This is a genomic window from Archaeoglobus fulgidus DSM 4304, from assembly GCF_000008665.1.
GTDB lineage: Archaea > Halobacteriota > Archaeoglobi > Archaeoglobales > Archaeoglobaceae > Archaeoglobus > Archaeoglobus fulgidus.
The window spans coordinates 1948809-1971885 of record NC_000917.1; the positions used below are offsets into that span (position 1 = coordinate 1948809).

The 23077-nt window shown below is 48.6% G+C and carries 30 protein-coding genes, 1 tRNA gene and 1 pseudogene; 13 read left to right on the forward strand and 19 right to left on the reverse strand.

The window, feature by feature from the left end; genetic code table 11:
• Positions 1-4: 4 nt before the first annotated feature.
• Both AF_RS10940 and AF_RS13920 read right to left on the reverse strand, forming a co-directional pair.
• Positions 5-880 carry a UbiA-like polyprenyltransferase gene (locus AF_RS10940; protein WP_010879665.1) on the reverse strand — a complete coding sequence of 292 codons (876 nt, stop codon included), beginning with the start codon at positions 878-880 and terminating at the stop codon, positions 5-7.
• Positions 867-3454: pseudogene (locus tag AF_RS13920) on the reverse strand (ATP-dependent helicase). Before AF_RS13920 ends, AF_RS10940 begins: the two are co-directional and overlap by 14 nt.
• Here AF_RS13920 and trm14 point away from each other — a divergent pair.
• Complete coding sequence (gene trm14, locus AF_RS10950; RefSeq protein ID WP_010879667.1) at positions 3401-4579, forward strand: tRNA (guanine(6)-N2)-methyltransferase; 1179 nt, start codon at positions 3401-3403, stop codon at positions 4577-4579. The pseudogene AF_RS13920 and the gene trm14 overlap by 54 nt on opposite strands.
• Here the strand turns inward: trm14 and AF_RS10955 are convergent.
• Positions 4569-5282 carry a molybdenum cofactor biosynthesis protein MoaE gene (locus tag AF_RS10955; protein WP_052270495.1) on the reverse strand — a complete coding sequence of 238 codons (714 nt, stop codon included), beginning with the start codon at positions 5280-5282 and terminating at the stop codon, positions 4569-4571. The two genes, trm14 and AF_RS10955, sit on opposite strands and share 11 nt — an antisense overlap.
• A complete protein-coding gene (locus AF_RS10960) occupies positions 5279-5806 on the reverse strand; it encodes a metallophosphoesterase (RefSeq protein WP_010879669.1) in 528 nt (175 codons plus the stop codon). Before AF_RS10960 ends, AF_RS10955 begins: the two co-directional genes overlap by 4 nt.
• A gap of 50 nt (positions 5807-5856) precedes the next feature.
• Between AF_RS10960 and AF_RS10965 the strand changes: the two genes are divergently transcribed.
• Positions 5857-6495, forward strand: coding sequence for a Dna2/Cas4 domain-containing protein (locus AF_RS10965; RefSeq protein ID WP_010879670.1), 639 nt, complete (start codon positions 5857-5859; stop codon positions 6493-6495).
• Here the strand turns inward: AF_RS10965 and AF_RS10970 are convergent.
• The 7 genes from AF_RS10970 to AF_RS11000 form a co-directional block, all read right to left on the reverse strand.
• The gene (locus AF_RS10970; protein WP_010879671.1) at positions 6492-6770 is read right to left on the reverse strand and encodes a transcriptional regulator; all 279 of its coding nucleotides are present in this window, start codon (positions 6768-6770) and stop codon (positions 6492-6494) included. The genes AF_RS10965 and AF_RS10970 overlap by 4 nt on opposite strands.
• Before the next feature lie 48 nt (positions 6771-6818).
• Positions 6819-7391, reverse strand: a complete 573-nt coding sequence (locus AF_RS10975; protein ID WP_143274474.1) for a hypothetical protein — start codon at positions 7389-7391, stop codon at positions 6819-6821.
• A gap of 108 nt (positions 7392-7499) precedes the next feature.
• Entirely contained in the window at positions 7500-8126 is a 627-nt protein-coding gene (locus tag AF_RS10980) for a TlyA family rRNA (cytidine-2'-O)-methyltransferase (RefSeq protein ID WP_010879673.1), read from the reverse strand.
• Positions 8123-8986: a succinate--CoA ligase subunit alpha gene (gene sucD / locus AF_RS10985; protein WP_010879674.1), complete on the reverse strand. Its 864-nt coding sequence runs from the start codon at positions 8984-8986 to the stop codon at positions 8123-8125. Before sucD ends, AF_RS10980 begins: the two co-directional genes overlap by 4 nt.
• Before the next feature lie 3 nt (positions 8987-8989).
• Entirely contained in the window at positions 8990-10132 is a 1143-nt protein-coding gene (gene sucC / locus AF_RS10990) for an ADP-forming succinate--CoA ligase subunit beta (protein ID WP_010879675.1), read from the reverse strand.
• Positions 10133-10197: 65 nt separating this feature from the next.
• On the reverse strand, positions 10198-10494 hold the full coding sequence (locus tag AF_RS10995; protein ID WP_010879676.1) for a hypothetical protein: 297 nt from the start codon (positions 10492-10494) through the stop codon (positions 10198-10200).
• A gap of 143 nt (positions 10495-10637) precedes the next feature.
• Positions 10638-10856: a hypothetical protein gene (locus AF_RS11000; RefSeq protein ID WP_048064541.1), complete on the reverse strand. Its 219-nt coding sequence runs from the start codon at positions 10854-10856 to the stop codon at positions 10638-10640.
• Positions 10857-10979: 123 nt separating this feature from the next.
• Between AF_RS11000 and AF_RS13150 the strand changes: the two genes are divergently transcribed.
• Genes AF_RS13150 through AF_RS11015 form a run of 3 tightly spaced genes read left to right on the forward strand, consistent with a single transcriptional unit; the run spans position 10980 to position 11779 of the window.
• Complete coding sequence (locus tag AF_RS13150; RefSeq protein WP_156029592.1) at positions 10980-11129, forward strand: hypothetical protein; 150 nt, start codon at positions 10980-10982, stop codon at positions 11127-11129.
• 34 nt (positions 11130-11163) lie between these two features.
• A complete protein-coding gene (locus tag AF_RS11010; protein ID WP_010879678.1) occupies positions 11164-11382 on the forward strand; it encodes an AbrB/MazE/SpoVT family DNA-binding domain-containing protein in 219 nt (72 codons plus the stop codon).
• Positions 11369-11779: a type II toxin-antitoxin system VapC family toxin gene (locus AF_RS11015; RefSeq protein WP_010879679.1), complete on the forward strand. Its 411-nt coding sequence runs from the start codon at positions 11369-11371 to the stop codon at positions 11777-11779. Before AF_RS11010 ends, AF_RS11015 begins: the two co-directional genes overlap by 14 nt.
• Positions 11780-12082: 303 nt before the next feature.
• Here the strand turns inward: AF_RS11015 and AF_RS11020 are convergent.
• Positions 12083-12166: transfer RNA gene (locus tag AF_RS11020), tRNA-Leu, on the reverse strand.
• A gap of 76 nt (positions 12167-12242) precedes the next feature.
• Here AF_RS11020 and AF_RS11025 point away from each other — a divergent pair.
• From AF_RS11025 to AF_RS11035, 3 genes are read left to right on the forward strand one after another with little or no spacing between them, the layout of a single operon-like run.
• Positions 12243-12572 carry a cytochrome c maturation protein CcmE gene (locus AF_RS11025; RefSeq protein WP_048064543.1) on the forward strand — a complete coding sequence of 110 codons (330 nt, stop codon included), beginning with the start codon at positions 12243-12245 and terminating at the stop codon, positions 12570-12572.
• A complete protein-coding gene (gene ccsA, locus AF_RS12470) occupies positions 12573-14084 on the forward strand; it encodes a cytochrome c biogenesis protein CcsA (protein WP_010879681.1) in 1512 nt (503 codons plus the stop codon).
• A 9-nt stretch (positions 14085-14093) separates the two neighbouring features.
• Positions 14094-14279 (forward strand): DUF5350 domain-containing protein, encoded by a 186-nt coding sequence (locus tag AF_RS11035; RefSeq protein ID WP_010879682.1) that lies wholly within the window; start codon positions 14094-14096, stop codon positions 14277-14279.
• On the opposite strand, the gene AF_RS11040 is transcribed toward AF_RS11035, so the two are convergent.
• Positions 14276-14818, reverse strand: coding sequence for a class I SAM-dependent methyltransferase (locus AF_RS11040; protein ID WP_010879683.1), 543 nt, complete (start codon positions 14816-14818; stop codon positions 14276-14278). The two genes, AF_RS11035 and AF_RS11040, sit on opposite strands and share 4 nt — an antisense overlap.
• Positions 14819-14860: 42 nt before the next feature.
• Entirely contained in the window at positions 14861-15766 is a 906-nt protein-coding gene (locus AF_RS11045) for a deoxyhypusine synthase (protein WP_010879684.1), read from the reverse strand.
• 71 nt (positions 15767-15837) lie between these two features.
• On the opposite strand from AF_RS11045, the gene AF_RS11050 reads away from it, so the two are divergent.
• Entirely contained in the window at positions 15838-16545 is a 708-nt protein-coding gene (locus AF_RS11050; RefSeq protein ID WP_010879685.1) for a (5-formylfuran-3-yl)methyl phosphate synthase, read from the forward strand.
• On the opposite strand, the gene AF_RS11055 is transcribed toward AF_RS11050, so the two are convergent.
• Genes AF_RS11055 through AF_RS11065 form a run of 3 tightly spaced genes read right to left on the reverse strand, consistent with a single transcriptional unit; the run spans position 16523 to position 19351 of the window.
• Positions 16523-17710 (reverse strand): potassium channel family protein, encoded by a 1188-nt coding sequence (locus tag AF_RS11055; RefSeq protein ID WP_010879686.1) that lies wholly within the window; start codon positions 17708-17710, stop codon positions 16523-16525. The two genes, AF_RS11050 and AF_RS11055, sit on opposite strands and share 23 nt — an antisense overlap.
• Before the next feature lie 28 nt (positions 17711-17738).
• Positions 17739-18104, reverse strand: coding sequence for a Mov34/MPN/PAD-1 family protein (locus AF_RS11060; RefSeq protein ID WP_010879687.1), 366 nt, complete (start codon positions 18102-18104; stop codon positions 17739-17741).
• The gene (locus AF_RS11065) at positions 18101-19351 is read right to left on the reverse strand and encodes a homoaconitate hydratase family protein (RefSeq protein WP_010879688.1); all 1251 of its coding nucleotides are present in this window, start codon (positions 19349-19351) and stop codon (positions 18101-18103) included. The genes AF_RS11060 and AF_RS11065 overlap by 4 nt, the downstream gene beginning before the upstream one ends.
• An 82-nt stretch (positions 19352-19433) precedes the next feature.
• On the opposite strand from AF_RS11065, the gene AF_RS11070 reads away from it, so the two are divergent.
• Together AF_RS11070 and AF_RS11075 are read left to right on the forward strand one after the other, a co-directional pair.
• Positions 19434-19973 carry an NUDIX hydrolase gene (locus AF_RS11070; RefSeq protein ID WP_010879689.1) on the forward strand — a complete coding sequence of 180 codons (540 nt, stop codon included), beginning with the start codon at positions 19434-19436 and terminating at the stop codon, positions 19971-19973.
• A gap of 57 nt (positions 19974-20030) precedes the next feature.
• The gene (locus AF_RS11075; protein ID WP_010879690.1) at positions 20031-20585 is read left to right on the forward strand and encodes a ferredoxin domain-containing protein; all 555 of its coding nucleotides are present in this window, start codon (positions 20031-20033) and stop codon (positions 20583-20585) included.
• 4 nt (positions 20586-20589) lie between these two features.
• Here the strand turns inward: AF_RS11075 and AF_RS11080 are convergent, their stop codons facing one another.
• Positions 20590-21276, reverse strand: coding sequence for a DUF1648 domain-containing protein (locus tag AF_RS11080; RefSeq protein WP_010879691.1), 687 nt, complete (start codon positions 21274-21276; stop codon positions 20590-20592).
• Positions 21264-21623: a PadR family transcriptional regulator gene (locus tag AF_RS11085; RefSeq protein WP_010879692.1), complete on the reverse strand. Its 360-nt coding sequence runs from the start codon at positions 21621-21623 to the stop codon at positions 21264-21266. Before AF_RS11085 ends, AF_RS11080 begins: the two co-directional genes overlap by 13 nt.
• Positions 21624-21730: 107 nt before the next feature.
• Between AF_RS11085 and cbpA the strand changes: the two genes are divergently transcribed.
• Complete coding sequence (cbpA, locus tag AF_RS13925) at positions 21731-21811, forward strand: modified peptide precursor CbpA (protein WP_081423283.1); 81 nt, start codon at positions 21731-21733, stop codon at positions 21809-21811.
• A 15-nt stretch (positions 21812-21826) separates the two neighbouring features.
• Complete coding sequence (cbpB, locus tag AF_RS11090; protein ID WP_010879693.1) at positions 21827-23065, forward strand: peptide-modifying radical SAM enzyme CbpB; 1239 nt, start codon at positions 21827-21829, stop codon at positions 23063-23065.
• Positions 23066-23077: the final 12 nt, after the last annotated feature.

The window sequence follows — 23077 nt, forward strand, 5'->3', positions numbered from 1 at the left end:
AGAGTTAAAGTAATTTACTGAAAATGGCATCGGCGAAAATGGCTGCAAGAAGTGCCGAGCTGACGAGGGCATTGACGTAAAAGAAGGCAATCTGAATTTTTGCCTCATCGTAGCCATCCCTGACAATGTAATGCTCGTAGAAGAGCAAAAGGGCGATTAAAGGAAGAAAAAGCTCTGCAAGCTTAGCGTTATGGATTTGAAGGGCGATGGCGATGAGGGCGAAGAAGATGACGTGGTTTAGCCTTGAAAGCCAGAGGGCAGCTCTAACACCAAAATGAGCACCAATTGAGTGAAGGTTGTTGCTGCGGTCGAAATCCACATCCTGAAGGCCGTATATCATGTCGAAGCCAGCAACCCAGAACATCACAGCTACACCAATAAGAGTGGGGACGAGCTCGCTGCCGAAAATGTCGATTGAGTCTGTGACGGCAATCCACCCTCCCAGCGGGGCAAAAGCAAGGTTCAGGCCGAGAACGTAGTGGCAGAGGCAGGTGAAGCGCTTGAGGTAGGGATAGATGTAGGCAGTTATTGCGGGGATTGGGGAGAGCATGAGGGCAGTTTTGTTGATGAGTGCAGCTGAGATGAAGTAAATCGCAAGAGCCAAAAATGCTATGGTATAGGCTTCCTTCAGGCTAATGAGGCCAGCTGGGAGATGTCTCATCGCCGTTCTGGGATTCTTTGCATCAATCTCCCTATCTATAATCCTGTTGAAGGTCATCGCTGCCGTTCTAAGGCCGGTGAAGGCTGTTAAAATCAAAAAAGCCAGCCTGAGGCTTATAAGTCCCCCCTCTGCGAGAAAGGCTCCAGCGTAGGCGAACGGGAGGGCGAAGAGCGTGTGCTCGATCTTTATGAAGTCCAGATACATCTTAATTCGCTGCATTCTGAATCACGCCCATTACCTTCTCGTGAAGCTCCTTCAGAATCTTCCTCCTGTCCTCCATAAGCACTACGTCCTGCTCTCCCAGCAGGTACATGTTGAAGGCGAAGGGAGAGGGATAGGGCGTTCTTACAATCACAAGCTCCATCTCTCTGCCAACCTTTGCCAGAAACTCCATCGCATCCTCAATGTTCATTGCATCCTCCATTATCTCCCTGTAGGTCTCCTTAAGCACGGGGAAGTCGGGGTAGTAGCGCCTTAAAAAGCTTAGTATTGAGTCCGCAGAGAACTGCTGCCTCCAGACACTCTTCTCCCTCCCCATGTAGTTCCTCAGAATCATCAGGCTTCTCACCGCAACATGCCTGAACCTCCTCCTCAGAATCTCTGTCCTGTCCAAAGCTTTTCTCAGATGGCCCTCAAACTCAGGGATGACGAAGAGCCCCTCAATCTCCGCATCGCTGAGCCTTTTGTAAGATGGAAGGATGAGGACAAAGCCGTTATCGTTTATCCCCATCTGAACGTTGCAGTTCTTGATTAAACCTGCCCTGTAGGCAAAAACCCTCGCAATTGCGCTGTTCGCCCTTCTCCCAATCAGAGTGTGGAAGAAGTAGTAGTTCCTCTCCGCTTCGTACTTCTCCACCACCAGCTTGCTGTCAGTCGGAATTTCGCTGAATAGCTTCTGCTCCATGAAGTAGCGGTAGATGGCGTTGGCAGCGTTTCTCTCAATCTCGAAGTTTTCCATAAGAATGGCAATAATTTCCTCCCTGCTTTTCTTCTCAAGCATTTCCTCCATCCAGCCCCTGAACTTCCTTATCCTCTCAGCTAAATCGTAGCTTAAAGGCAGCTGCTCGCTGAACCAGCTTGGGACGGTGGGCTTCTCCCCCTCAACCTCCTCGACGATGATGCTCATTCCCTTGGCCTTCAAAAACCTGAAGGTCTTTCCTGCAAGACGAAAATGTCTCCCGGCAGTAAATTCTCGGCAAACTCTTCCTCAACCTTTCCAACTCTCTTTCCGTCCTTTGTGATTACCTTCACAGCCACCTCGTCGGGAATCGTGCCAGTGTTGAGGTAGTAAATCGGCCTGATCATCTTCCCTCTTCTTCCGAAAACGCCCTCTTCCTCGTCAAACCAGATTTTCGCATAAACCTTCTTCTTTTCCAGCTCGGAGAAGTTGCCGGAGAGGTATCTCAGCACGGAGAGAAACTCCTCCCTCGTTAACTCTCTGTAGGGATAGGCGTTTCTGATCAGGGCAAGGGCCTCATCAACGCTCCAGACTTTCTCAATGGCCATTCCAACGACATGCTGGCACAGCACATCGAGACACTTCCTCGGTATCTTTACTCTGTCCAGCCTCCTCTCCCTCGCCTCTTTCGCCAAAACTGTGCACTCAACGAGGTCGTCCTGATCAACGACCACAATTCTGCCAACACTCACCTCATGCAGCCTGTGCCCGCTTCTCCCGATTCTCTGCAAAGCCCTGTTTATGCTCTTGGGCGAGCCCAGCAGAATGACGAGGTCGATGTATCCTATGTCAATGCCGAGCTCAAGGCTCGTTGAGGAGACAACGCATCTCAGCTCCCCGTTCTTCAGCTCGTTCTCCACCTCAAGCCTCACTTCCTTGGAGAGGGAGCTGTGGTGAGCTTTTATTGGGAAATCCTTCAACCTCTTCTTGAGGTGGTAAACCACTCTCTCTGTCGCGCTACGCGTGTTTGTGAAAATCAGCGTGGTTTTCGAGCTTTTTACGTACTCCGCAAGCAAGTCGTAAAGCCTGTCGCTTATTTCTTCAGCACTGGCGGAGAAAAAGTCGTTTATAGGAGAGACAACCTTTATGTCCATCGGCTTCTCGAAGGTGACATCAGCTATCACGCAGTCTCTCTCCTCACCGTAGTTGTATCCCACCAAGAACCTCGCAATCTCCTCAAGGGGCGATATGGTGGCAGAAAGGCCTATTCTTACCATCTCTCCCTCCTGAATTCTCTGCAGCCTCTCCATTGAGAGGGTTAGGTGAACTCCCCTCTTGTTCTCCGCAATTGCATGGATTTCGTCAACGATGAGAAATCTGACGTTCGTGAGGGACTTGCTGAACTTGGGGCTGCAGAGAACGATTGCGAGGGTTTCTGGAGTTGTAATCAGAATGTGAGGTGGTTTTCTCGCCTGCTTCTGCTTTTCAGCAGCATCCGTATCGCCTGTTCTGACAGCAGCTCTTATTTTCTGCAGCTTGATTCCCTTTTTCTCAGCAAGGGCGTAAATCTCCTCAAGCGGCTCCTCAAGGTTCTTCCTTATGTCGTTGTTTAGGGCTTTAAGGGGAGAGACGTAAACGACGTAAACTCTATCCTCAAGCTCCCCCTTCTCAGCTTTCTCAACAAGCATGCTTATTGCAGCAAGAAAAGCTGCAAGAGTCTTCCCGCTTCCTGTTGGAGAGGTTATAAGCACGTTTCTGCCTTTGAAAGCCTCCACTATAGCGTATTTTTGCGGAGGGGTAAATTCAGAGTACTTTGAGAGAAACCACTCCCTCACTAAGGGATGAAGCGAGTTCAGAATCTCCTCGTCGCTGTAGGGCTTTCCCCGAATTATCACCGAAGAACATATCCGTCGGGAAAGAAAAGTCTTGTCGTGAGGTTCTATGCCACTCTCACCCCGGGTCTTGAGGATGTTGCAGCCAAGGAAGTGGAGAGTTTCGGGTGCAAAGTGGAGGAAATCAGAGAAAGAAGGGGCAGGATCTTCTTTTCCGGGGAAAAGTCTGCAATCCCCCTGCTGAACCACTTTTCGAGAACTCTGGAAAGGCTGAACGTGTTGCTGCTGAGGTGCGAAGTTGAGGGGCTTGATGACATCTACGCAGCGGTAAAGGGGCTGGATTTCAGCTTTGTTAAAGGAAAAAGCTTTGCCATAAGGAGCTTGAGGGTTGGGGAGCACGATTTCACGTCAATGGACATAGCGAGAGTAGCGGGGCAGGCTGTGATTGACAGCTTCATGGAGAGCTACGGGGAGAGGTTGAAGGTAAATCTCAATCAACCAGACGTGATTATTAGGGTTGAGCTTGTTGATAGCGAGCTCTTCGTTGGGGTTGACACCACAGGAGATGATGCGATGCATAAGCGGTGGTGGAGGGTTTACAACCATCCTGCTCACCTCAACGCTGCCATAGCGTGCGGGATGTTGAGAATCGCCGATTGGAAGGTTGACGAATCCCTCATCGACCCCATGTGCGGCAGCGGAACGATTCCAATCGAGGCTGCCTTAATGGTGAGGAATGTTCCGAACTTGAGGGATTTTGCCTACAAAAAGCTTTGCGAGTGGGAGCTGGCTTTTGAGCCAAATGAAGTCAGGCTGAAACTTTACGGAATGGAGAAGTTTCGAAAGCACCTTGTTGGTGCTATCAGAAACGCCGTAAATGCGGGAGTTGCAGACACCATCGAGTTCAGGCAGGGAGATGCAACGGAGATGACAGGAGAGTATGACGTTATAATCACAAACCCGCCATATGGCCTTAGAATTCACCGAAAGGGCGCAATTGAAAGGCTGTATCACAGCTTTGCCAGAGCGGCAAAAAGGTGTATGAACCAGAACTCGAGGCTTGTTATCATAACGGCTGAGCACAGGGTCTTTGCAAATGCCGCTGAGGAAGCAGGACTGCAGTGCACTCACGAGAGATTCGTGAAATATGGCGGGCTTTTAACAAAAATTATGGTTTTCATGATTTAGTTCTCTCGGCATCGTGCACCCAAACCTCTCCATCCTCGTAAACCTCCTTCTTCCAGATTGGAAGCTCCTTTTTCATCAACTCCACTGCCTCCTTCAAAGGCTCCCAGATGTCCTTCCTGTGCTCTCCCATAACGGTGATGTAAACTATGTCCTCCCCCGGCAGCAGAATCCCCCTCTTGTGGTAAACTCTGGCATTTACAATTCCGGGCATCTGCTTTACTCTCTCCTCAATCTCCCTCGCCTTCTCGTTCAGCATTTCATCATAAGCCTCATACTCAAGCCTGCTTACCGTCTTCCCGTCAGACTCCTTCCGCACAAAGCCTATGAAAATGCCAATTGCTCCGCATTTCTCCACTCCTTCAACGCACTTTGTTTTGAGAACGATGGATTTTAGGGACTCCACTTCAGGAGCCCTCTCAACCTCCTCCACGCTCTTTACCTTTGGAATCTTGAATCCGAGGCCCTTTTCAAGCCCCTCAAGCTCCAGCTCGAAACCAATGATAGCAGCATAATCAAACCCCAGATCTGCGAGGGTTTCCAGCGCCTCCCTCATGTTCTTAGGGCCTGCTGTCATCCTGAGGGACTTTCCAATGAAGGCGCAGCACTCCTCCTCTCCATCTCCCTTCCTCACCTCTACAACTCTTCCCCTCTCAGCCAGCTTTCCCTTCAGCTCATCCCAGTTCTCGGGAACGAAAACCTTCATCCACACCCCTCCAGCTTCTCGTAAACGTCCATACCGCAGAAAAGCGGCTGAACAACATGATATTTAACATCAACCTTACTTCCATCAACAGCAATCTCAGCACAGCTCGCAACCGACATTCTTGGCTGCGTTGGGCTGCCGGGACAAACAAGAAGCTTTCCTCTAACCTCTTCAAGAACAAAACGGTGTAAGTGGCCGAAAACAAGCACATCAACACCAAGCTCCATTGCCTTATAGCCAAGGTCGTGGAACTGGTTGATGAAGTTGCCCTTGTGCACTAAACCGAATCTAACCCCCTCAACCTCAAAAACCAGCTCTTCATCAAGCTCCTCCTTAATTTTATCATCGTCGCTGTTTCCAGCTACAGCATAAAGCTCGTAATCTGAGAACTTTTTGTAAACCTTGTAGCTTTCAAAGTCCCCTGCGTGAACGACAAAATCTGCTCCTTCCATAAGCTCTATGAGCTTCTCCGGAAGATTCCATTCTTTCAGGTGCGTGTCTGCCACAGCCAGAATTCTTTTCATCAATTAAAGTAAAACAATAAGGTTTAAAATGTTGATGTCAACACCTTGCGATGATTAAGCTCAGCTACCTCACGAGCTACATCACCTGTCCTAGACTGTGCTACTTCCGGGTTCATGTTGGCGAAAAGCGTTTTACCGAGCTTACTGCGGTAAGGGAGATATACCTTTCCCTGAAACAGGGATTTGACCTCGATTGGGCGAAAAAGAGGGCTAAAGCTCTACATGGAGCATTCGATGAAGAAGCTTTCAGGAGTGCGGCAAATAAATTCATCTTTCCTCAAATTGACTGCAAAAGCGTCGAAGTGGATGCAACGATAAAATCCAAGTCGCTCGGTCTTCTGGTTAGTGTGGATGAGATAGTTGAATGTGATGGAGAGCTGCTCCCCCTCTTTCTTGGCCTAAATCCACCAGAAAATGGTGTTTGGTTTAAAGACATGGTAAAGGCCGGTGCAGCCGCCTTGGCTGGAAACTACAGCAAAGCCCTGATTTACTACGGATACACGGGCGATCTTAGGCCTGTTGAGGTTACCTTCAGCCTCAAAAAGAAGGTCATCAAGCTCATTGAGCGAGTGAAGCTCATACAAAGAGGTTTTCTTCCCGAAAGGAAGGAGAGCAGATACTGCAATTACTGCAGCTTCAGTGAGGACTGTAAGAGCAGGGCTGAAACTTTCGCATCAAAATTTCTCTAGTCTATGAAAAATCTCGCATCCTCAATCCACTGGCTCTTGCACTTAGGACACTTAGAAGCTTTAATTCTGTCAAACTCAAAGCCACACTTCTTGCAGCGGGGAGGTTGCATCACAAGCCTTTTACCCTTCCTCCTCAAAATCTTGGATGCTTTCAGCAATGCTGAGTAAACATCATCTTCCCTTTGCGGTTCAAGGTTGAGCAATTTGCATATTTCCTTTGCCGTAAGGCCATCCTGCTGCTCAAGCAAGGATATGACGTCCTCGACTAAAGCCATGAATCTAGTTTACTACTGGATATAAAAAATTCAAGGAAAAAAGAGAGCTTACGTTAAAGCATTAGGTATTGCCTTGAACAGCTCCATCATGAACTTTACGTTGTCCGTTATCGTGTTCGCCAGTGCTTCGGCGTAAGCCTCAACCAGCGGCACCTCGACTCCGGTAGAGTTGGTGGTTGTTATCGACGTGTTCTGCAAGGCCTTTACCTGGTACTTCATAAGCGCTGCCAGTCCCTGGCTGCCCTCAGTGTCGCCGAAGACAACGGAGGTGTTGGTCGCCATCATCCTTATTGATTCGCTGATGTTAGTTCTCTGGGATGTCAGGTTATCGCTGTCTGCCAGCGTTTCCAGAACCTCCGCCGTCACCTGGTTGTTCCAACCCGCAACAAGAACTCCACCGTAAACCAGCCCCCAGAGGTTCTGGAAGAGGTTGGAGTTTGTGTCAGTGTCGTTCACCTCGTAGAGCAGGTGCAGGAACTTCGCTCCCAGATCGAGGTTTGAAACCGTGTTTTTTATGAATGCAGCCGCAAACTCCGTACCGTTCATGCTGAAGTCTTCTGCCATTGCCGGTGCAGTTACCAGCATTAACGCCAGCACCAATCCCACTACATACCCCCTCATAAATACTACCCCCAATTTTGACAATAATTCCGGAACTTCTATGTATTTAAATTTTTCGTAATTAATCGATAATAATGTCATCAATTGTTATAATAATGAGAAGAAACCTTATGGGCGAAGCAAATAGTAACTTTCCTTCCTGTCTGAGGAAGTCAGATTCCCAATTACTTCCATTTCACCAAAATCTGGGCTCTCCCCATCTCCCTCCTTGTGAACAAACAGCACAATTCCACCTTTTTTCAGCAGCGGAAGAAATCTTCGCATTGCACGAAAGGATGAGGAAAAAGGCAAAGTGAGGTCATTAAGGATTAAATCAAGCTCGGGCAAAAGTGAAATGTCGAAGGTGAAGGCATCGGCAATGAAAACCTTAACGTTTGGCCTTTGCCTCTCAATTTCCCTCAAGCCTTCCTCAAACTCCCTGCTGTACTCTATACCGTAAACCTCCTTTGCTTTTTCGCTGGCGTAGAGCAAAAAACCCCCAGCAGAGCTTCCGAGGTCAAGAACAACCTCATTGCCGGAAAAAAGGTTGAAGTGCTCGTCGATTTCCTTCAGCTTCCAGTATCCCCGCGGCCTTTCCGGCTGGAGAACTTTTATCTCCGCCTCAAAGTCAACCTCCGCTGAAGGCTTCGTCACCTTTTTTCCATCAACCAAGACGAAGCCTTTCTTTATTGCCTCCTTCGCTCTGCTCCTTGAGCTGAAAAAGCCCCTCCTGACAAGCAGAATGTCGAGCCTCATAGAATTTCCGCAACCAGCTCAGCCACCTCCATCGGCGTCTTCCCCACTCTCGCTCCCGCAGCTTCAAGTGCTTTAATCTTCGACTCCGCCGTTCCAACTCCCCCTTCAATTATCGCCCCCGCATGCCCCATTCTCTTTCCGGGTGGGGCGGTTAAGCCTGCAACGTAGCCTACAACCGGCTTCGACATTTCTCTGATAAACTCTGCCGCAACCTCCTCATCCCTGCCTCCAATCTCACCCACCAAAACAACAGCCTTGGTTTCCTTGTCATCCTCAAAGAGCCTTAGCACCTCCACAAAGTCCGTGCCTATTATCCTGTCTCCTCCTATTCCAACAACCGTTGACTGACCCAATCCGAGCTTTGTGAGGTTGTAGGCAATCTGATACGTCAGAGTGCCGCTTCTTGACACAATCCCAACATTCCCCGGCTTGAAAATCTGAACGGGCATTATGCCGAGGTGCGTTTTGCCGGGGCTTATGATTCCGGGGCAGTTGGGGCCTATTAGCGTCGCTCCCGCCTCTTTCACCCTCCAGTACATTTTCAGCTCATCGTGAACGGGAATGCCTTCCGTTATGCACACAATAACTTTGATGCCAGCATCAGCCGCCTCCATCACGGCATCAGCAGCGAAGGGAGCGGGAACGAAGATTACGGATGCGTTTGCGTCAGCCTCCCTCACTGCCTCCTTAACAGAGTCATAGACCGGCACCCCAAGGACTTCCGTCCCGCCCTTTCCGGGAGTAACTCCGGCAACAATTTTTGTGCCGTAGTTGAGCATTCTCTCCGTGTGAAACTTGCCTTGATAGCCAGTTATTCCCTGAACTACCACCTTCGTTCTTTCATCAACGATAATTGCCATAATTCACACCTCCTCAGCAAGCTTTACGGCCTTCTCCGCCCCTTCCTCCATCGTCTCGACAATGTGGAAGTTTGGCCTATCCTTTGCAAACTCATCCATGATTTTCCTCCCCTCCTCCTCGTTTGTGCCTGCGAGTCTCACAACCACCGGAGTTGATACGTCTGCCAAAGCCTCTTTAAGCCCCTTCGCAACTTCATCGCACCTCGTTATCCCGCCGAAGATGTTGATGAAGACCACCTTAACATTCTTGTCGCTGAGAATTAGGTTAATGGCCTCCCTCACAACCTCTGCAGAGGCTCCACCTCCTATGTCGAGGAAGTTCGCCGGCTTGCCACCGTAAATGTATATCAGGTCCATGGTTGCCATGGCCATCCCGGCACCGTTTGCAAGCACGCCAACGTTCCCATCAAGCTTGACGTAATTCAGCCCCTTTTCCATTGCGATTCTCTCCATCTGGTCAGCTTCGGTATAATCCCTCAGTTTCTCCAAATCCCTGTGCCTGAAAAGTGCACTGTCGTCAATGTTAAGCCTCGCATCCGCAGCAACAAGTCCATCAGGTGTAACAACAAGGGGGTTGATTTCGACAAGCTCAGCCTCGTAGTGAACCATAATCCGGTAGAGGGTTTTGAGGATTGAAGCGACCTCCTTCCAGTACTCCCTCGGCATTTGCGAATTCAGCAAAAGCTCCCTTATCTGATAATCCCAGAGCCCCCACTTCGGATTCACAGCGATCCTGGCTATTTTCTCAGGATGCTTGACGGCAATTTCCTCAATATCCATACCACCCACAGAACTCAGAATTGCCGCGATACCTTTATTGGCTCTATCAATTGTTAGCCCGGCATACATTTCTCGCTGAACTTCAATCATTTCCTCCACGTAGATTTTCTCAACTATGTGGCCTTTTAATACGGAACCAAACATTTCCTTAGCCTTTTCAACGGCCTCTTCAACGCTGTAGGCCTTCTTTATACCACCTGCCTTTCCCCTCCCGCCAACAAGAACCTGAGATTTCAGTACCACCTTGCCCCCTAGCTCCTCAGCAATCCCCCTAACATCCTCGACAGAGGTTGCCAGCTCTCCTCTTGCAACTCTTATTCCGTGCTTGGAGAAAATCTGCTTCGCCTGATATTCGTGAAGTCTCATGTTTTAATGTTGCGAAGTGGTAAATTAAGTTTAGGTTTTAAGGTTCTAAATCGATCTGCCTTTCTTCAAAAGCAGCTGAGATCTCTGTCAGCATCTCCTACGACTGTTGCTTTAACATCGTACTCTCCTCTCATTTCCCTATGGCTCTCGTTAATCCCAACGATAACGCTTTTTCCAGCGATAACCTTTACATCGAGCTTCTTACTTCTCTTAGCATGGAGCTTTGTTCCATCAGCCGAAACAAAGCTTTCGTATTCGAATTTCGACTCATAGCTTAATTCCTGCATCCTCCTCCATATCGTGAGGTGTGAAGGAGACTCTGTCAGTCTCTCAAGCCTCTGCCTTGATTCCCTGTAGCTCATGGATAAAGCATAATCGATGGCTATTGCTGCTATATCTGGCTGATATAGCCTTTTCTCGTCGAATTCTATTAAGTTGTAGAGGGGGCAGAAGGTTCTGCCTATTGATTTGTCTTTGAGTCTTGTAACGGTTTTTCTAAGCAGCGTTACGATCGTTCTCTTTTCTCTGCTGTGTTTATGGTAATCGTTTTTGTCGTATCCTTTCTATGCATTGAGGAGATGAGAACGCTGTCTATCTCCTCCAGAACCTTTCCCAGAATTGAAGCTTCAATTCCTTTTAAAGCAGATGTGATTTCTTGGATGGGAATCTTTTTATTCTGGATGTCAATTGTTAGCCATAGTGGGATTTCTATTTGCAGCTGCATGGGTGGGGTTGAATCCCTGCCCTTTTTGATTTCCAAGGAAAGATGTAACAGCACCAAAAAATTAAACTGCCGATTGGTTTGGCCGTAGTTAGCATCCCTTTTGAGTTGAGAGGTCAAACGAGATTGAGCGAGTTTGGTTTCGCCCCTAACAAGGCAACGGTTTGGGGGAGAGAAACTGCCGCATCGCCATTTGGCATAACTCTCGGCAGAAAGCTACTCGTTGCAGCAGCTCAGGGGTTTTATGGAGGAGGTGGAAAAAGCTTAGTTCTGTGACAAAACTTATTAAAAATGCCATACAATTAAAGCTATGAGCATCGAAGTAAAAAAACTGGACAGACACGGAAGGATTGTCATCCCCAAGGAGTGGAGGGAGAGGCACGGGGATGAGGTTGTGGTTGTGGTTTACGAGGACAAAGTTGAGATTCTCCCGAGGAAGGGGAACGTGATGAGGTTTGCAGACAGCATCGAGGTTGAGGAGCTGAAGGACTGGGAAGAGATGAGGAGAGAGCTTTATGAGGTTCGTTGATTCCAACGTCCTGATTTACGCCCTGCTTAAACCAAAGAAAGAACCAGATGACAGGATTGCAGAGATGAAGGGGAAATCCGTCGAGATTCTCAGGAGGATCCAAGAGGGAGAGAAAGTTGCGACGACTGTTGTGCATCTGAGCGAGGTTGCCAACGTAATTGCGAGCAGGAGTAACGAAAAGCTGTCAGCAGAATTCGTGAAGGAATTTCTTACCCTCAGGAACGTGAAGGTTTTTGAGGTTAGTGCCGAAGACTACCTGAAAGCCTCTCTTCTCGCAGTGGAGAAGGGCGTTGACGTTAACGACGCCCTTGCTTACGTCAAGATGAGAGAGCACAAAATCGAGGAAATTTACACCTTTGACAAACACTTCGTGAAGATGGGGGTTGTGGTAGTTTGAATGAGGCTGGCAGGGAATGCCTGAAAGATGATCTTTTCTGATGGTTTTGAGCACGTATTGGTCTTCTCCCCGCGATAGGGGACACAGGCATCTTTGCAGGGCTGATTCTCAGAGATGAGGCGAATCACCGCTTTAATTTCCCACCTCAATCCAGGTGAGACTGTAACAGTCCTCACTCACAGTGACGGCGACACATCAACTGACCTGTTGGAACAACGGTCACAACATTGACTCATCTCTACGACCTTGCAGGACCAGGGCTGGGTGGCAGGTGACATGAGACTCTTACTGCAGTAAAAAGCATGCGGGGGGCGGGATTCGAACCCGCGGACCCCTTCGGGACAGGGTCTTAAGCCCTGCGCCTTTTCCTGGCTCGGCAACCCCCGCTTGGAAAAATTTGAGAATTGCTGTTTATGTGCTTTATGGCCGAATATTTTTTAATTCAGGAGTTCAACTCCTAAGCATGGCAGACAAAAAATTCAGCTTAATCGCACTGGTTTCTTTCACAGCATTGGCGATTATCGTTCTCTACCACAACATTTCTCCTTACTTAACACCTTCTGACCTGATTGCGCAAGGGAAAGCGGAAAACGTTCAGGTTGTTGGTAAGATTGTATCTGTCAACGGCAACACCTTCCAGCTTTCTGATGGCAAAAACACCATAACTGCTGTTTACAACGGGACGGTTCAGCGGTACGATGCCGAGGTCGTGGTTGTGGGGAACTGGGATGGAAAAGTTCTGCATGCCACGAAAGTGCTTCAAAAGTGCCATACTGAGTACAAAGGTGGTTAGTTGGAGCCAGGCTTCCTGCTGCTGGCAACTTCTTTTGTAGCTACATTTTCGGCATTTTCACTGTTTCTCGCGAAAAAAGAAAGTCTGGGTGAGTTCTCACTTTACCTTGCAACCTCCACGACTTTTGCTGCCCTGCTGCTGCTTGTAAACTACTTTGTTACCGACACGTTTTCGATATGGTACGTTTATGCTAACTCCAATGCCGAAATGCCGCTGGCCTACAAAATAAGCGCGGTTTGGGCCGGGAAGGAAGGCAGCCTCCTCTTGTGGGTTGTGCTCAATCTGATGGTGACCTCACTCTACATTAACTGGGGGGTTAAGGACAGAAAGAAAGCCAAGGTGGCTGCTGTAATGACTCTTTTCACGTCTTACCTCCTCCTTAACCTTTTGATTTTCTCAAATCCCTTTACGGTCTTACCTTACACACCCCCAGATGGAGCAGGACTGAATCCTCTGCTGAGAACTGTGGAGATGATACTCCACCCTCCAGTGGTATTCCTCGCCTACTCGCTTGCCGCTCTGCTGTACTCCGTAATCGTTGCAAATTCGGAAGGGGAAAGAACCATCGCGAGGCTCACGTGGTTATCCCTAACCCTCGGCATTCTTATCGGAAGTTTGTGGGCATACAAAACTCTTGGATGGGGAGGTTTCTGGGGATGGGATCCGGTGGAGAACGCTTCCCTACTTCCGTGGCTAACTCTTACAGCCTACTTCCATCTCACTAGGGGCAGAGACTTTTTCGCTTATCTCACCTTCTCACTCGTTCTTTTTGCAACCCTAGTCACGAGAAGTGGCATTATAAGCTCAGTGCACAGTTTTGGAGGGGAGGTTAGTGATTACAGCTACGTAATTCCGATTCTGGCCTCTTTAGCTCCTTTAGTTGTCAGGGCGAGACAGTTTTCGATTTCAAGTCTCTGCAATCAGAATTTGCCAATCCTCTTTTTGTCAGCAGTTATTGTGGTTTTTCTAGGAACGATTGCCGGCGTTTCTGTTGAGGTGAGCAGAGAATACTACTTCGTCACGTTTCTGCCGGTCTTCGCCTTAATAGTGCTGCTGGTTGTGCTTAAAATAAAAAAAGTCTCGATGCCCGCGACGCTGCTTCACCTGGGCGTAATTTTCCTCTTTGTCGGAGCAACTTCCGTTTGGCTTTTCGAGGAAAGCAAGACCATCACTCTTGACTCAGAGGGTTACAAGCTTCTCGATTTAAGCATTAGCGAGGATGCGGAAAAGTACACTCTCACAGCGATAGTCAAAACCCCGGATGGCGTAATAGCACCGAAAGTTTACTTTTACAAAGTTGCTGGGAACAACAGAGTTTCTTCAGTTGAGATAATTCCGACAGTATTGTGGGACAACTATTACTCAATCAAGAGCTTCGATTTGGACAACAACGTTGTAACGCTTGAGTACTACCGCGTTCCGCTGATAAACGCCGTCTGGTTGGGCTCAGCCCTAATGCTTCTTGGAGCTCTCCTCAGGTTCTCAGGTAAAGTTTTTAAATTGGGAGGCTGAAAATGGGGCATGGGTAAGACAGGCAGCGTAACGTGGGTGAAGATTAAGAAGAGGAACAGCAACGAGTACAGGCTCGTGCCTACCAAGTGGCAGGACTACAAAAAGCCAGGACCAAATCAGAAGTACACGTCCGACGGAAAGAAGAGAAGGAGAATTAGAAGGTCACAGAAGTCGATATTAGGAGTGAGGTCCTAAACCTTTTTGAAAGCTGCCAAGTAGTGGTAGCTCAAATTTTCGCTTTTTACAAGTTTCATTTTGCTCAGATTTTCAAGCTCCTCAAGGCTTAACCTCTCCTCAACCGGTGGGCCGAACTCAGTTTTCTCTTTCTTCCACTCAGCAACCACCACGTAGTCGGCCCTTGAGGCCCACTCCAGATACTCCTCCGGATTGTCCATCTCGTGAAGCACGTTGGAGAAAAGCACAACGTCAACTCTGAAGTCCACCTCCGGCGGTTTCTCGGAGACGATTATTCCGATGTTGAGCAACCCCTCCTCCTCTACTCTCCTCCTGAGAACTTCCGCCATTTCCTCGCTTATCTCTACAGCGTAAACCTTCTTGAAAACCCTCGCAAGGGGAATTGTGAGGTAGCCTGTTCCTGCTCCAACGTCGAACAGAACGTTTTTCTTCGGCCTGAGGCTTTCAATGAACTCCACGACCTTCTCCGGAGGAAAAATCTTCCTCCTCCACTCCGAATCGAGAATATGAGCTTTTTTAGGGTCAAATTTGTGCTTCATGCTCCGTCTCGGTTTGGCTAATAAAAATGGTTTCGGGCTTTTTCACGACTCCCCACATCTGTCCAGCAGGTAGGCGTAGAGCATTGGCAGAGCTATAGTTGCGTCGCAGTAAACCGTTACAGCCTTGGCGTCGGGCTTTAGCTTGCACCAGCTTTTAGCCTCTTCAAGCGTTGCCCCACTCAGCCCGCCCCACTGCGGTGAGTCTGTTGTTATCTGCACCGCGTAGTCAAATCCCTCCGCCAGAAGCATCGCCTGCAGTGTGAAGTTTTTTGGCACGCCTCCTCCAACGACAATGACACCCATCTTCCTTTTCTGGAAGCAGAAGTCTATAATTCTGCTGACATCCCTGAAGAAGTCAATCTGAAGGTTTTTTCGGTAAATCGTCATGTGCAAGCCGGCTATTGAGTCGTGCAGGGTGGGGCAGAAGACTGGAATCTCTCTCTCCGCGGCAATTCTGAGGAACGACCTTTCATCCGGGATTCTTTTTCCTACCTCCCATAGAAACTCGTAGGTTGTGTAAATCCCATCAAGCCCTTCAATTATGCCTGAAAGAAACTCCTCGACCCTCTCAAAAGCTTCCTGCCCAACAAAAACGTCGTAAATTCTGTTAATGCTCTCCTCAGCCAGAGCTGTGTCATCGACGTAGCAGCTTCCAATCTCGTGACCGATACCGAGAGATTCGACTATTTCGTGAACGATGTTGGCTCCAGTGGTTACAAGACTGCTTATAAATCCGTTCTGCATCATCCCGGCCACGATTTTCCTCATCCCGGCGGGAATCATCGCTCCTGCCAGAGTGAGGAAAACAAACGAGTCGCTTTTAACCATCTCCTCACAGATTTTTGCAGCCTCTCCAAGTCTTCTGGCATTGAATGCCGTGCTTCCAAACATATCGAGCAGCTCAGAAACTTTGATTCCGCGCTGTATTTCTGGACTCGTCACTCTCATGACTCTGCATTGATGTGAGTGTTTAAATCTCTTTCAAAAGGCATATATACCATCTCAAAGTCCGACCTTTTATGAAGGTACTTGTAAGCCCCATGAGTGTTGCGGAAGCGATTGAGGCGATCGAGGGAGGGGCTGACATCATCGATGTGAAGAATCCTGCTGAAGGCTCGCTTGGTGCTAACTTCCCCTGGGTGATTAGGGAAATTTCGGAGCTCGCCAAGAAATACGGTAAGGAGATAAGCGCAACAACGGGAGATATGCCGTATAAGCCCGGAACGGCGAGCCTTGCAGCGCTGGGTGCTGCAGTTGCAGGTGCGGATTACATAAAGGTCGGTCTTTACGGAGTCAAAAACGCTGAAGAAGCTTACGAGATGATGGTTGGCGTTGTGAGAGCTGTTAAGGACTTTGATTCGAGCAAAAAAGTCGTTGCTGCTGGCTACGGCGACTATTACAGAATTTCGTCAGTATCCCCCCTCGATTTGCCTGAAGCGGTTGCGAAGGCTGGAGCGGACATTGTGATGGTTGACACCGCCATAAAGGATGGCACTTCCCTGTTCGATCACATGAAAATCGGAGATATTGAGAGTTTTGTGAAGCTGGCGAGAGATAACGGCCTGATGGTGGCTCTAGCCGGAAACATAAGCTGGAATCACATTGAGACGCTAAAAGAGCTCTCACCCGACATAATAGGAGTTAGGTCTATAGTTTGCGAGGGAGACAGAAGCTCGATGATAAAGAGGGAGCTTGTGGTAAAGCTTATGGAAGCGGTGCACGGGTAGAGCAGAGCTTTAACAGCTCGCTCTCACCCTCCCTCGTTCCTTTTGCAATCAGAACATCCCCACTGAAAATCCTTGTGTTGGCAGTTGGCTTTGTTATCCACTCGTTCTTTCTTTTAATCGCCACCACATGCATCCCGGTGTTGCTTTCGACCCTTGCCTCTCCAAGAGTTTTTCCGTTGAGCGGGGATTCTTCGGATACTGTAATCAATGTCAGCACCTCATCGGTCTCTCTCATTGCCTCCTTGAATATCGCGGGAATCTCCATCTTGTCCAGCAGTACCTGAGCGATGTCCCTCGCTGCATCCGCTATAAGCTCGGAGCAGTAGGCTATTTCGACAATGGCCATTAAAGGCATAAGCTGCTCGTCGTTGAAGTGGCGACTGCACTTGAGCACGCTCTTCTCAATTTCAAACTTGGTGTTGTCGATAACCTCCTCAAGGTATACGACTTCCAGCGCAATTTCGTCATTTCCGTAAATCAATGAGGAGTACGCGAGGTCTACCGAAAGCTCGGAGAGGTTCTTCACCTCTATAAGCAGGTCAACGGCCCTGTCGAGCTCCTCTATTTTGATGTCCGGAGGTTCGGGCGGAGGGGGTATTTGCTTCCCCGCAACTACTTCGTAAAATCTCGGTAGAGCTGCCGGGTCGCCCTTTGCAAAGAGCAAATCGCCCTTGTAAACCATCGTGTCCCTGTCGGGATTGAAAATCCAGCTGAACCCGCGCTTTATCGCAATCACCCTCATTCCCGTTCTGGTGTGGAGCCTAACTTCACCAAGAGTTTTTCCTGCAATCTCTGAATTTTCGGGAACCTCAAGCTTTACGACCGTCTCCTCGGAATGGTAGAGCATCAGCTTGACCATCTCGTCCGAGAGTCTGATGTTTCTCAGGACAAGCGAGGAAATGTCTGCTGCTGCGCTGCTTATCTTCTGCCCCGCGTTGGCTATCTGCAGGATTGATGAAACCTTCTCCGCCTCCTCCACCCTTCTTGCAGCGAGGATTGAAACGACTCTTATCTGCTTGAGCAAATCGAGAACCCTTCCTTCCAGCTCCAGAACCTCTTCAGCAATATCCTCATTGTTGTAAAGAATTGCGGAATAGGCAAGGTCAACCATCAGCTCGGTAGTATCTTTAATTTCAACGAGCAGATCCTTTACGGTACGAGGCATTTCAATTTTCTCTATTTCTCATCATATATTAATCTTTTTCAACCACTTCCAGCTCCACTTCCTCGCCCTTTCTGTTGTAGCACTTCCAGCTGTTCTCGTCGTAGGGATAGCAGACTATGATGTGGTACTTGCCAAAGCGGGTGAAGAGGGACAAGTCTTCCTCCGATGGCCTGCAGCTCGGCGAGGGGTGGCTGTGAACAGTCCCGAAAACCTTCATGCCGATGGGTAGCATGTCGAGGTGAATAACTGCAGACACCGAGCCCGAAACGAAGGGAAGGAAAATGAGCTCATCCATTACATCCTTGCTTCCGCTCAGCAGAGCTATGAACTCATCTGGGTGAGCGCTCTTCGCAGCTTCCAGAATTGTTTTGAGCAATCCTCTGGAGATCTTCACAGGAACTCCCTCGGGTCTGCTATGTATCCCTTAACAGCACTTGCTGCAGCTGTAGCTGGTGAGGCAAGGAAAATTTCCGCGTTCGGATTGCCCATTCTGCCCTTGAAGTTTCTGTTTTGAGTGGAGATGCAAACCTCGCCATCAGCCAGAATTCCCTGATGGATTCCCACACACGGCCCGCAGCCGGGGTTGAGAACCATTCCTCCAGCCTCAACGAAAACTCTTATCAGCCCCTTATCGAGGGCCTGCAGATAGACTCTCCTGCTTGCAGGGACAACAATCAGCCTAACACCCTCCTTAACCTTCCTGCCCTTCAGGATTCTTGCAGCAACCTCTAAGTCAGAAAGCCTGCCGTTTGTGCATGTTCCGATGTAAACCTGATTTACCTCCGTGCCCTCAACCTCGCTAATCTCTGCAACATTGTCAACGTTGTGGGGCTTTGAGACAACCGGAACGAGGGAGGAAACGTCCATGTAAATCTCCTTTTCATACTCTGCATCCTCATCCGCCTTTACCTCTCTGAAATCCCCCTCCCTCCCAAGCTCGGCGAGGAATTTCCTCGTGTTCTCATCGCTCTCGAAAATTCCCGCTTTGGCTCCGCACTCTACCGCCATATTGGCTATTGTGAGCCTCTCCTCCACAGTCATGTTCTCAGCACACTCCCCGTGGAACTCAAGGGCCTTGTAGGTTGCTCCGTCAACACCAAGATCACCTATGAGCTTCAGTATCACATCCTTGGCGAAAACTCCTTTGGGGAGAGAGCCGTCAAGCTGAACTCTGAAGCTCTCAGGAACTCTGAACCAGTTCTTGCCGAGTGCGATGGCAACTGCAACATCAGTAGAACCCATTCCCGTGGAGAAAGCTCCAATTCCTCCGTAGGTGCATGTGTGGCTGTCAGCCCCAACGGCCAAATCTCCGGGCTTGACGTACCGCTCTACCATAATCTGGTGGATTATCCCCTCTCCGGGCGGGTTGAAGTCCGCCCCAACCTTTTTTGCAAACTCGTAGATGAACTTCTGGTCGTTGCTCAGCTCCCTTCTTGGCGAGGGAGCGGCGTGGTCAACGAAAAAGTGTGTCCTGTCTGCTGCTCTAACCTCCGTTCCGAGCTCCATCAGCTGCCTTATTGCCAGAGGAGCCGTGCCGTCCTGCAGGGCTATCTGGTCAATCTCGGCAACAACAATGTCACCGGCGTAAGCGTCACTCTTCGATTTTTCGCTGAGTATTTTTTCTGCAATAGTTTTGCCCATACTGCAAGTTAGTTCGGTGCTTTTTAAGTTAACCGTTTGTTTCTTAGAAAAGCCTTAAATACTTTTTTAATGAACTCTCAAAGTGTTGGTTAAGAGGCTTGGAGAGCTGCTGGACAAAAAAGTCTCTAAAAAGACGGATGCCGCCGTGGTGGTTCCGGTTTTTGATGAGAAGTGCCCGAAAATTGTGATGATAAAGCGCTCGAAGGGTTTGAACAGGAGCGCGGGTCACATAGCCTTTCCCGGTGGGATGATTGAGGATGGCGAGAACGAGGTTGAAGCAGCTTTGAGAGAGTTTGAGGAGGAGCTTGGAATAAATCCCGAATGTGTTGATGTTCTAGGATTTTTAAGGCCGCGGGAGGTTCACGAGTACAGGATAATGATTTGCCCCGTTGTGGGGATGATAAGGACGCTCGATTTCGTACCTGATGGGAGAGAGGTGAGCAGAGTTCTGGTCGATGAACTCAGAAAGGTTCTCAAGTCGAGAAGAATCACGGACTGGGGGCCGAACTTCGAGTGTGCAGGGCAGCTCGTTTGGGGAGCGTCGAGCAGAGTTCTGGACGACCTTTATTTGAGGATCGTTAGGCGATACGGCTCTGTTGATGCGTTTTTTGAGGGGATTTAGGACTCATTGGTATGTGAATCGGGGTAAAGTACTTATTTTTTGATTTCTAATTAGGGCATGCTTCTCAACGAGAAGGATTTCAAAAATGAAGGTGTGAAAATAGCAGCCCTCATCATGGCTGAATCGGCGAGAACGGCTCCTAAGTCCAAGGGTGAGGACACCATCGAAATCGTTTACGTTGACGGCGAGGAAATGGAGAAAATTGCTGCAAAAATGGAGGAAATGGCTGAAGGAGGGGATAAGGATTTTATCAGAGATGCTGAAAGCGTAAGAAAATCTCAGGCGATTTTGTTGATAGGGGCCAAGGGGGACAGAACGGTGGGTGTTAACTGCCAGGCATGCGGCTTTGAAAGCTGCTCCGAATTCAAGAAGGCTGATAGGAAGGGTGAGAACTTTGTGGGGCCTAACTGCGCCTTCAGAATGATTGACCTCGGCATCGCTCTCGGCTCGGCGGTGAAAGTTTCAGCGATGCTCGGGATTGACACGAGAATCATGTACAGAATTGGAATTGCGGCAAAGAAGCTTGGAATGATTGATGCGGACGTTGTGATGGGCGTTCCGCTGTCAGCACTGGGCAAGAGCCCCTACTTCGACAGAGCGCCCAAAAAATAATTTTTCAAAACTTATCTGGAATTCCAGCATTGTAGAAAAGTCTCAGTGCCATTAACGCGACAATGAGCAGATGCACCAAAGTAAGAGCTTTGACCCCCTTGGTTGGAAATCGTGTTAGCATTGGCTCCTTTGAGATGATAAGAGTCATTAGCGGCATAATGGACATAGTGAGGAGTGGTAACAGGACTGCTCCTGTAAACTTGTCAGTGTAGCTGTCGGGTCGTCCGGTTATGTCGAAGTGTGTGGCAATAGATTTGGGCAAGTTATTCCAGAGGGCAAGAAGGAGAATAAGATACGCAGCTAACGAAATCAGCTGGATTAAAAGATGTCGCTCGACTTTTACAGGCTCAAGCTGTTTTTTGGCCTTTGCAGGCATTCGCAGGTCCTCCTTTTCATAGGCTTCCTTGCCCACTCTGTAGCTTAGAAATGCTACTGCAACGATTATAATTAGGAATACAATAAGAAAAACTTGATCGGGGAGGTTTAGCAGCATGTTCATTGCAATAAGCACCAATCCTGCCATAACGCAGAATATGCCAGCAAAGGTGTTTGCTTTTCTCCACGCTTCTTTTGAAAGGTAGGTGTATCCCATTCTTACTCCGACATACGGATTAGGTCTGTTTCTGAGAGCATAGGTGAGCAGCCCTATAATTATCAGCAAAAAGGACAGAAAAGTTTTCAAATCTTCCATTCTTTCACCTCCTCTACTTTCTCAATTACGTTTCTTAAAATGCTAATTTCTCTTCTTAAATCCTTCAGAACAACTTTTCCGAGTTCTGTTAGTCTGTAGCATTTCCTTGGTCTCGTATCCTCAACCCAGAAGCTCTCCACAAGACCCTGCTTTTGCAGACGCTTCAGAAGGTCGTACAGTGCACCCTCGGAGGGGACGAATTCTCCAGAACTCAGGTTTTCGAAAGATTTTCTTATGGCGTATCCGTGCATTTCACCGTTTTCCAGAATGTTCAGGACTGCATAGGAGTAGATACCCGACCTTATTTCTTTTCTTAGCCTCTTCAACACCTTTTCCCTGTTTCCCATAAACACCACTAACTACGATACATCGTAGTAAGTAGTATATGTAACTTTCGTATAACAATTGTATAACAATCCTAACTTTTTTAGAGCTCCTCACACCTGTATTTTTCATGCAGGCATACCGCTACGAGTGCAAAGCTGAGGGAGGGCTGACGCATTACGTTGCTCTGGATGAGGAAACACCCTTTTAATTTTTTGGTGGGACTATGCTGAAAGAATTGGAGGTAAATGGTAAAAGGTTTTTCTTGGCTCCCGAATCCAACTTTTGGGCCATAGGTGAGAGAGAGGAGGTGGAGAGGTTCTACAGAGAAAGAAAGGATGCTCTTCTGGAGGAAATGCAGAGATACCGATTTGAGGTTGACATCAGGACTGCTTACATCAACCCTACCGAGAGCTGCAACAGAAACTGTCCGTACTGCTACATCCCTGCCGAAATCAGAGAAAGGGGGACAAAGATGAGCTACGAAAAGCTTGAAGAGATCCTCACGGTGCTTGCCGAAAATGGTGTGGAGAGAGTCATTTTTCACGGAGCGGAGCCCTTAATGGTAAAGGATGAAATCTTCAGAGCAATGGAGGATTTCGATTTCAAGTACGGCATCCAGACTAACGCAACGCTGCTGGAGGAAGAAGACGCTGAGCTTCTCATGAAGAAGGGGGCAAGCGTTGGAATTTCCCTCGACAGCCCATACAAGGAGACGAACGATTATCTGAGGGGAAAGGGGCATTACGATGCTGTTATGAGGGCTCTCGACTTCTTTGATGGTTATAGGAGCTTAAATATTATAATGACGGTTAACAAGCACAACTTCCAGCATCTGCCTGCAATGGTTGACTTTCTCGCCGGAAAAGTTAGTGTGATGCTCGCAAATCCTGTAAGAGGGACAAGTCCGGGTGGAAGGGAGTTGAGACCGCCGGAAGGATTCGAAGATTACTACATCAAAGCCATTGATAGGGCGATCGAGAACACGAAGAGCGGTAGGAGGATAGTTATCGGCGATTTTGCCAACATTCTCCTCGGGCTGGTCGCACCCACGTCCAGAGTTCTGCAGTGCGACATTTCTCCCTGCGGCGGCGGGAGAAGGTTTTTCGCAGTAAGTGCGGACGGCATATACCCCTGCGGGGAGTTCATCGGTATGGAAGAGTTCAGAGCAAATCTTTCGGCCCTATCCGACTGGAGCAGCTTGATTGAGAAGTTTGAGGTAGTCAGAAAGAGGACCGTTGAGCAAATTGAGGAGTGCAGGAATTGTGAGTTCAGAAATCTCTGCGGAGCCCCCTGTCCGGCGGAAATTTACGCCGAAAGTGGAACAATGCTCAGGAAAAGCCCATACTGTGAGTTCTACAAAAAACTTGCCCTGAAGGCCATGGACGTCATAGCGAGGGGTGATGTAAGGAACGTTCTGAAGCTTGAAAGGATGAAGGCTATCTACAGGGTTGAAGATTTTTAAGCGTTAAATTTT

Coding starts and splice junctions, on each gene's coding strand:
- AF_RS10940 (WP_010879665.1), bottom strand. CDS start 880: ATGCAGCGAATTAAGATGTATCTGGACTTCATAAAGATCGAGCACACG.
- trm14 (WP_010879667.1), top strand. CDS start 3,401: ATGAAGCGAGTTCAGAATCTCCTCGTCGCTGTAGGGCTTTCCCCGAAT.
- AF_RS10955 (WP_052270495.1), bottom strand. CDS start 5,282: ATGAAGGTTTTCGTTCCCGAGAACTGGGATGAGCTGAAGGGAAAGCTG.
- AF_RS10960 (WP_010879669.1), bottom strand. CDS start 5,806: ATGAAAAGAATTCTGGCTGTGGCAGACACGCACCTGAAAGAATGGAAT.
- AF_RS10965 (WP_010879670.1), top strand. CDS start 5,857: ATGATTAAGCTCAGCTACCTCACGAGCTACATCACCTGTCCTAGACTG.
- AF_RS10970 (WP_010879671.1), bottom strand. CDS start 6,770: ATGGCTTTAGTCGAGGACGTCATATCCTTGCTTGAGCAGCAGGATGGC.
- AF_RS10975 (WP_143274474.1), bottom strand. CDS start 7,391: ATGAGGGGGTATGTAGTGGGATTGGTGCTGGCGTTAATGCTGGTAACT.
- AF_RS10980 (WP_010879673.1), bottom strand. CDS start 8,126: ATGAGGCTCGACATTCTGCTTGTCAGGAGGGGCTTTTTCAGCTCAAGG.
- sucD (WP_010879674.1), bottom strand. CDS start 8,986: ATGGCAATTATCGTTGATGAAAGAACGAAGGTGGTAGTTCAGGGAATA.
- sucC (WP_010879675.1), bottom strand. CDS start 10,132: ATGAGACTTCACGAATATCAGGCGAAGCAGATTTTCTCCAAGCACGGA.
- AF_RS10995 (WP_010879676.1), bottom strand. CDS start 10,494: ATGAGCTACAGGGAATCAAGGCAGAGGCTTGAGAGACTGACAGAGTCT.
- AF_RS11000 (WP_048064541.1), bottom strand. CDS start 10,856: ATGCAGCTGCAAATAGAAATCCCACTATGGCTAACAATTGACATCCAG.
- AF_RS11010 (WP_010879678.1), top strand. CDS start 11,164: ATGAGCATCGAAGTAAAAAAACTGGACAGACACGGAAGGATTGTCATC.
- AF_RS11015 (WP_010879679.1), top strand. CDS start 11,369: ATGAGGTTCGTTGATTCCAACGTCCTGATTTACGCCCTGCTTAAACCA.
- AF_RS11025 (WP_048064543.1), top strand. CDS start 12,243: ATGGCAGACAAAAAATTCAGCTTAATCGCACTGGTTTCTTTCACAGCA.
- AF_RS11035 (WP_010879682.1), top strand. CDS start 14,094: ATGGGTAAGACAGGCAGCGTAACGTGGGTGAAGATTAAGAAGAGGAAC.
- AF_RS11040 (WP_010879683.1), bottom strand. CDS start 14,818: ATGAAGCACAAATTTGACCCTAAAAAAGCTCATATTCTCGATTCGGAG.
- AF_RS11045 (WP_010879684.1), bottom strand. CDS start 15,766: ATGAGAGTGACGAGTCCAGAAATACAGCGCGGAATCAAAGTTTCTGAG.
- AF_RS11050 (WP_010879685.1), top strand. CDS start 15,838: ATGAAGGTACTTGTAAGCCCCATGAGTGTTGCGGAAGCGATTGAGGCG.
- AF_RS11055 (WP_010879686.1), bottom strand. CDS start 17,710: ATGCCTCGTACCGTAAAGGATCTGCTCGTTGAAATTAAAGATACTACC.
- AF_RS11065 (WP_010879688.1), bottom strand. CDS start 19,351: ATGGGCAAAACTATTGCAGAAAAAATACTCAGCGAAAAATCGAAGAGT.
- AF_RS11075 (WP_010879690.1), top strand. CDS start 20,031: ATGCTTCTCAACGAGAAGGATTTCAAAAATGAAGGTGTGAAAATAGCA.
- AF_RS11080 (WP_010879691.1), bottom strand. CDS start 21,276: ATGGAAGATTTGAAAACTTTTCTGTCCTTTTTGCTGATAATTATAGGG.
- AF_RS11085 (WP_010879692.1), bottom strand. CDS start 21,623: ATGGGAAACAGGGAAAAGGTGTTGAAGAGGCTAAGAAAAGAAATAAGG.
- cbpA (WP_081423283.1), top strand. CDS start 21,731: ATGCAGGCATACCGCTACGAGTGCAAAGCTGAGGGAGGGCTGACGCAT.
- cbpB (WP_010879693.1), top strand. CDS start 21,827: ATGCTGAAAGAATTGGAGGTAAATGGTAAAAGGTTTTTCTTGGCTCCC.